A 6,128-nucleotide genomic window follows, 5' to 3' on the forward strand; every position below is an offset into this window, starting at 1 on the left:
CCCCGAGGGCCGCCTCACGGTGAGCGCCTTCGCCGCGCCCCGCACCGGCGGGCTCTGGGGCGAGCTGATCGAGGAGCTGGCCGCCCAGCTGCACGCCGAGGGCGCCACCATCCGTCGCGACCGCGGTGAGTGGGGCCGCGAGCTGGTCGCCCGCAACGGCGACGTCGTGGCCCGCGTCGTCGCCGTCGAGGGACCACGCTGGCTGCTGCGCGGCGTGGGCACCGGCCCGGCCGTCCACGCGCTCGCCCTGCACCGGATGCTGCGGGAGATGATGGGCGGGACCGTCGTGGTGCGCTCGCCCGATCCGCTGCCCGTCCGGTCGCTGCTGCCCCTCGAGGTGCCCGAGGACGTGCCGGAGCCCTTCCGCGAGTCGCTCTTCCAGTCCCTGCCCACCCGGCCCCGCCAGATCACGTCGCCCGAGGGCCCGGTGATCCCCATGATGCTGCCCAAGCAGGGGGAATCCGGGACGTCACCCGGACGTTCTTGACGGGCTAGGCTGGTGCCGGACCCGATGGCGGGTCCGGACGGCACCGCGGTGGCCGCGGTGTCCTTCATGAGGAGCGGACGATGGGCAAGGGCTCGGGGTTCGTGTCGCGGATGGTCCGCAAGCTCACCTCCGACGTGTCCGATCTGGACGCGGAGGATCTCTCCGCGGATTCGGCGCGCTCCGGCTGCCACCTCGCGGGCAACTGCGGCGGCTCCGGCGAGGCGATCACCGTGAAGGGCCGGCTCCGGTCGGTCGAGATCTGCCCGCGCGACTCGGTCGCGACCCTGGAGGCGGAGCTCTTCGACGGCACCGACGGTGTCACCCTGGTGTGGATGGGCCGGCGGCGCATCCCCGGCATCGAGCCGGGGCGCACGCTGCGGGCCAGCGGCCGGGTCGCCGTCCGCGACGGCCGGAAGGTCATCTACAACCCGTACTACGAGCTGCAGCGCGCGCCCTGAGGGAGCCCGACCATCCGCCATCCCGAGACCGGTCAGCCCCGCCGCACGGCGGACGGGCGCCACGCGCGGCCCGACGACGCGCCCACGGACGTCTTCACCGCCCGCGCGGTCGGCGCTGACGCGTCGGCTCCCGGCGCGTCCGCCGGCGGGGCCGCTGCCGACGCCGTGACCGCGGACGACGTCGCCACCTCGGACGAGACGGACCCGGCCGGGTCCCGCGCGGTGGGCCGGCCCGTCGCCCCGCGCCCGTCGCGGCCCGACGCCCCGACGGCTCCGGTGTTCGGTCGAGCGGGCACGAGACCGGTCCGCGACGGCCGGGTGGCGCGGCCGGCGGCCGGCTCCCCGGACCGGCACGACGACGACCGGCACGACGACCGGGACGACGCCGACGCGGCGGACCCGGACGCCGGTGAACGCGCTCCGACGCTGCTCGAACAGATGGGCGGGGTCTCCGGCCTGATCGCCTCGGCGGTCCCGGTCGTGGTGTTCGTCGTGGCCCAGGCGATCTTTCACACCCTCGTGGCGTCGATCGTCGCCGCCGTGGCCGCGTCCGTCGCGGTGGCGGTCTGGCGGCTGGTGCGCGGCGAGAAGCTGCAGCCGGCGTTCTCCGGGCTCTTCGGGGTCGCGGTGTGCGCCCTCATCGCGTGGCGCACCGGGCAGGCCAAGGGCTTCTTCCTGCTGGGGATCTGGACGAGCCTGCTCTACGGCGGCGTCTTCGCGATCTCGATCCTCGTCCGGCGGCCGCTGGTGGGGACCCTGTGGCACCTGGTCAACGGCGAGGGGCAGCACTGGCGGCGCTCCGCCCGCCTCCGGCGCGGGTACGACCTCGCGACGCTGGCGTGGGTCGTCGTCTTCGGCGCCCGCTTCGTCGTCCAGCGCTGGCTCTACGACTCCGCCTACGCCGATACCTGGCTCGGCTGGGTCCGGCTCGCCATGGGGGTGCCGCTCGCGCTGCTGGCGGCGGCCGTGACCGTCTGGGCCATCCGGCGGGCCACCGAGGAGGCCAAGGCCGAGCGCGAGCAGGCGGACGCCGGGAGCGGCGCCGCCGCGGCCTGAGATCGGGTCGGATCGGCCGACGCGGGTTCCACCCGCCTACCGCGTCGGAACCGGCACCCGTTGCACGGCGTGCACCCGGGCGGTGTCGGCCGGGGTCCACCCCGGCGGCGGGACGACGTCCATCCACGCGTCCAGCGTCTCGGGCCCGTAGTTGTGGCCGTGCCCGTACGGGACCTCCTGAGCGCGGATCATGTCCGTCGTCACCTGCCAGAACGTGACCAGTGGGTACCAGCGCACCGCCGGGAGGACGTCCTCGCCCCGCGGCTCCGCGAGCCAGTCCGGCCGCGACCACAGCAGGCTCGGGCTCCACCAGACGACCGGGTCGCTGGCGTGCTGCAGGTAGACGACCCGGGGGTCCGGCCACGGCGCGCGCGGCTCGGTCGTCAGGAACGGGGTCACCGACCCGCCGCCGAACCGGATCGTGCGCCCGTCCTCCACGACGGGCCGGACCTCGGGGCTGCCGGGATCCCGGCCCGCGACGAGCCCGTGCCAGAGCGCCGAGGAGTTCGGCGGTCCGTTCCAGAGGGCGCCGTCCGTGCGGGACCGCACCGCGTCCGGCGTCGGGAACGCCGCCTGGGAGCCGAGCGCACCGAGCGACTCCCCGAACGCGACGACCTCCGGGCGGGGCGTCCCGGGCGGCAGCGCGTCTACGGCGGCGCGCACGGCGTCGTAGGTCGTGGTGCCCGCGTCGCGGACCCGGTCGACGTCGAGCAGGAACGACAGGGCGCTCGGCAGCAGCGAGTACTGGGTGCCCACGAGTGCGGTGTTCCCGCCCCAGGCGAGCTCCAGGGCGTCCATCGCCTCGGCGTCGGCGAACCCGGTGCCGGTGGTGGTGACGACCCCGACGACGGGCCGGGCGAACGCCCCCGTCCGGGCGAGCTCGCGGACGGCGAGCTGCGCGCGCTCGCGGGGGTCGGGTGAGCTGTCGAGACCGACGTAGACCCGGATCGGATCGACGGCGGGGTGGCCGCCGGCCCGGGCGAGGGCGCCGGCCGGCGGCGCGGTGGTGACGAAGGTGCGTCCACCGCGACCCAGGCTCTGCCAGCTCACCAGCGAGGCCGGCGACCCCGACCGCAGCGGGTCGGCCGGCTGGGCCGCGCCGCCGAAGACGCCCTCGTTCTGCGCCGCGAAAGCGCGCTCGAGCACGGCCCGAGCGGGGTCGACCCCGGGGACGCCGGCGAGCGACACCGCGAGCGCCGCGACGACGACGACCGCCACCGCCCCGAGGGCCCGGCGGGGCCACCGCGGGAGCGCCCGGACCGTGCGCACCAGCGCGAGCAGGACGACGAGGACGCCGAGGGCCACCGGGAACGCGAGCAGCCAGTCGGAGAGCTCCGGAGCCGGCAGCCCCAGCAGCGCCGCCTGGTCGGCCTGCCACCCGAACCCCAGGAACCCCACGACCGCCGACACGGCCAGCACCACGACGCCGAGCAGCGTCCAGGCCGCACCGTTCAGCCGGCGCCCGGTCCGGCGTGCGAGCGGACGCACCAGCAGGCCCAGCCCGACGCCCACCAGGTAGCCGGCCGCGAGCATCACCCCCGAGACCACGCCCTGGAGGACGCCGGTGCGGGGGATGAGCGAGGGCGTCAGCGCCACCACGCCGAGCGCCGTGCCGACCAGCAGACCGCCCGGGTGCAGCAGCGGACGGCGGCGGGCGGGCACGACGAGGAGTCTCGCGCGATCACCGTCGAGGTGTCAGGCGGGCACCGCGTCGAGCACCTCGAGCACCGTCGCGACCACGGTCTCCGGGCTGTCCTCCTGCAGCAGGTGCCCGCCGTCGTCGACCACCCGCAGGTCCGCGCCCGGGATGCGCTCGGCGAGGTCGTACGCCCGCGCCACGGGGATCCAGGCGTCCCGGGCGCCCCAGAGGATCGTCACGGGGCAGCGGACCTCGCCGAGGCGGTCCTGGATCACGGCGGTGTACCGGTCGTCCATCTGCGCGATCTGGCGGTAGAACGCGGGCTGCCCGACCTCGCCGACCCACGGCTCGACGTAGCGCGCCATCTCGGCCTCGTCGAGCGTGCGGTGGGTGGCACCCCGCAGGTAGGCCCGCAGCACGGCCTCGTGGGCGTAGGGCGGCAGCGCCGCGTAGGCGTCGACGTGGCCGTCGGCGGCCCGGACGAGCTGCGAGCCCCACGGGTTGAGCGCGACCGGGTCGATCAACGTCAGCGTGCGGTAGTCCCGGGCGTCGAGCAGGTGGGCGCGGAGGGCCGTGGCACCGCCGAAATCGTGGGCCACGACGTCGGGCCGCTCCAGACCCCAGTGGTCGAGCAGGGCGCCGAACAGCTCGTTCTGCACCCCGAGGGACACGTCCTGGCCCTCGCGCTGCTCGGAGCGCCCGTAGCCCAGCAGGTCGAAGGCGTGGACGCGGCGCCGGCGCGCCAGGTGCGGGGCGATCCGCCGCCACACCACCGAGGAGAACGGCGTGCCGTGCAGCAGCACCAGCGGCTCGCCCTCGCCCTCGGCGCCCCAGCGCACCCGGTCCCCCCGAAAGGTGAACGTCTCGGTCAGGTCCATCTCTAACCCCTTTCGTCTATCTTAGGGTTAGACGACGGAGGGAGGGGTGTCAACCGTGGGGACGACGTGGGGCGCGGAGGCGTTCGTCGGGGGCCACCCGGCGCTCGACCTCACCAACACCGTGGGCGGCGCGACGCGGGCGCGGGACGTCGAGCGGCTGCACACCTACGACGACGTCGTGGCCTGGTCGCTGGCGGCCGGGGTCCTCGACGACGCCGAGGCCACCGCCCTCGCCGCCCGCGCGGCGGCCGACCCGGAGGGCGCGGCGCGGGCCCTCGACGAGGTGCGCGCACACCGCGAGGCGCTGCACCGGTGGCTGGCCGCGGCCGTGACCGGGGCGGAGGCCGACGAGGCCGACCGGGCGCGGGTCGCCGACGACGTCGCCGACGCCCACCGCCGCGCGCGTCCCGCCCCGGACCCGACGCGAGGGCCGGCGTGGCTGGTCACGCTCGACGACGCCGGGCTCGCGCTGCCGGGACGCCGGCTCGCGCTGCTCACCGGGGCCCTGCTCGCGGGGGAGGACCGCCGCCGGATCGGGCTGTGCGGGCGCTGCTCGTGGCTCTTCCTCGACCCCTCGCCCACGCGGCGGCGGCGGTGGTGCTCGATGGCGACGTGCGGGAACCGGGCCAAGGCCGCGCGCCACCACGCGCGGGCGACCGGGTCGGGCTAGCGGGGCCGGCCGCGCTCGCCGGCGAAGCGCTGCACCCAGCGGCGCTGGCCCCGCGTCTCGACGGCGCGCCGGTGGTGGTGGGCCCGGACCCAGGCCACCGCCTCGTCGGGCCCGAGGCCGTCCAGCACGGCCAGGCAGGCCAGGACGGTGCCGGTGCGGCCCACCCCGCCGCCGCAGGCCACCTCGACGTCCTCAGCCAGGTCGACGATCCGGTGGCGGGTCCCGACGATCGCGTCCCGCGCCTCGGCCGGGTGGCGGGGGAGCCGGAAGTCCGGCCACACCAGCCAGCGGTGCGGCCAGGTCAGGTCGGGGTCGTGACGCCGGGCGGCGCGCCGGGACCCGAGGTAGAGCCCGAAGGCCGGGGTGGGGCCGGGCGGCAGGCCGCGGCGGAGCCCCCGGCCGCGGACGAGTCCGCCGCCGGGCAGTCGCAGAGCGTCGTCGAGCACGGCGTCCCCCCGGGGTGATCGACGGGGCTTTCCTGTCGTCCAGTGCAAGCGTCGACGCTTCGCTGGCACGGGCATCCGGGTCAGATCAGCTCCCGGCCGCCCTCCTGGTGCGTGGTCAGCACGGTGTGGATCTCCTGCTCCACGCCCTCGCCGGCGACGAACAGCATCTCGTCGCCGCCCTCGAGCGGGTCGTCGGACTGCGGGACGATCACCCGCCCGCCGCGCAGGATCGCGACGAGGGCCGCGTCGGCGGGCAGGGGGACGTCGCGGACCGGGCGGCCGGCCAGCGGGGTGTCCGCGGGCAGCGTCACCTCCACGAGGTTCGCCTTGCCCTGGCGCAGGGTGAGCAGCCGGACGAGGTCGCCGACCGACACCGCCTCCTCGACCATCGCGGCCAGCATGCGCGGCGTCGAGACCGCGACGTCGACGCCCCAGGACTCGGTGAAGAGCCACTCGTTGCGGGGGTCGTTCACCCGCGCGACGACGCGGCGGAC

General features: G+C 76.5%; 8 protein-coding genes. 4 read left to right on the forward strand and 4 right to left on the reverse strand.

Annotated elements, in window-relative coordinates; all coding sequences use genetic code 11:
- From AC0CYZ_RS27095 to AC0CYZ_RS27105, 3 genes are all read left to right on the forward strand, one after another.
- A partial coding sequence (locus AC0CYZ_RS27095; protein ID WP_472221153.1) for a DUF3710 domain-containing protein occupies positions 1-487 on the forward strand: 487 nt, incomplete at its 5' end.
- An 80-nt stretch (positions 488-567) separates the two neighbouring features.
- Positions 568-945 (forward strand): OB-fold nucleic acid binding domain-containing protein, encoded by a 378-nt coding sequence (locus AC0CYZ_RS27100; RefSeq protein WP_472221155.1) that lies wholly within the window; start codon positions 568-570, stop codon positions 943-945.
- Positions 946-1,110: 165 nt separating this feature from the next.
- Entirely contained in the window at positions 1,111-2,001 is an 891-nt protein-coding gene (locus AC0CYZ_RS27105) for a DUF3159 domain-containing protein (RefSeq protein ID WP_472221157.1), read from the forward strand.
- Between the two features lie 36 nt (positions 2,002-2,037).
- On the opposite strand, the gene AC0CYZ_RS27110 is transcribed toward AC0CYZ_RS27105, so the two are convergent.
- Both AC0CYZ_RS27110 and AC0CYZ_RS27115 read right to left on the reverse strand, forming a co-directional pair.
- The gene (locus tag AC0CYZ_RS27110) at positions 2,038-3,663 is read right to left on the reverse strand and encodes an alpha/beta-hydrolase family protein (protein WP_472221159.1); all 1,626 of its coding nucleotides are present in this window, start codon (positions 3,661-3,663) and stop codon (positions 2,038-2,040) included.
- 33 nt (positions 3,664-3,696) lie between these two features.
- The gene (locus AC0CYZ_RS27115) at positions 3,697-4,518 is read right to left on the reverse strand and encodes an alpha/beta fold hydrolase (protein ID WP_472221161.1); all 822 of its coding nucleotides are present in this window, start codon (positions 4,516-4,518) and stop codon (positions 3,697-3,699) included.
- A gap of 46 nt (positions 4,519-4,564) precedes the next feature.
- On the opposite strand from AC0CYZ_RS27115, the gene AC0CYZ_RS27120 reads away from it, so the two are divergent.
- Positions 4,565-5,188, forward strand: coding sequence for a CGNR zinc finger domain-containing protein (locus AC0CYZ_RS27120; protein ID WP_472221163.1), 624 nt, complete (start codon positions 4,565-4,567; stop codon positions 5,186-5,188).
- On the opposite strand, the gene AC0CYZ_RS27125 is transcribed toward AC0CYZ_RS27120, so the two are convergent.
- The gene (locus tag AC0CYZ_RS27125; RefSeq protein ID WP_472221165.1) at positions 5,185-5,634 is read right to left on the reverse strand and encodes a phosphatase domain-containing protein; all 450 of its coding nucleotides are present in this window, start codon (positions 5,632-5,634) and stop codon (positions 5,185-5,187) included. The genes AC0CYZ_RS27120 and AC0CYZ_RS27125 overlap by 4 nt on opposite strands.
- Before the next feature lie 80 nt (positions 5,635-5,714).
- Positions 5,715-6,128 (reverse strand): potassium channel family protein (locus AC0CYZ_RS27130; RefSeq protein ID WP_472221167.1); only part of this gene is annotated, 414 nt, incomplete at its 5' end.

Source organism: Actinomycetospora sp. (assembly GCF_055612215.1).

Coding starts and splice junctions, on each gene's coding strand:
- AC0CYZ_RS27115 (WP_472221161.1), bottom strand. CDS start 4,518: ATGGACCTGACCGAGACGTTCACCTTTCGGGGGGACCGGGTGCGCTGG.
- AC0CYZ_RS27100 (WP_472221155.1), top strand. CDS start 568: ATGGGCAAGGGCTCGGGGTTCGTGTCGCGGATGGTCCGCAAGCTCACC.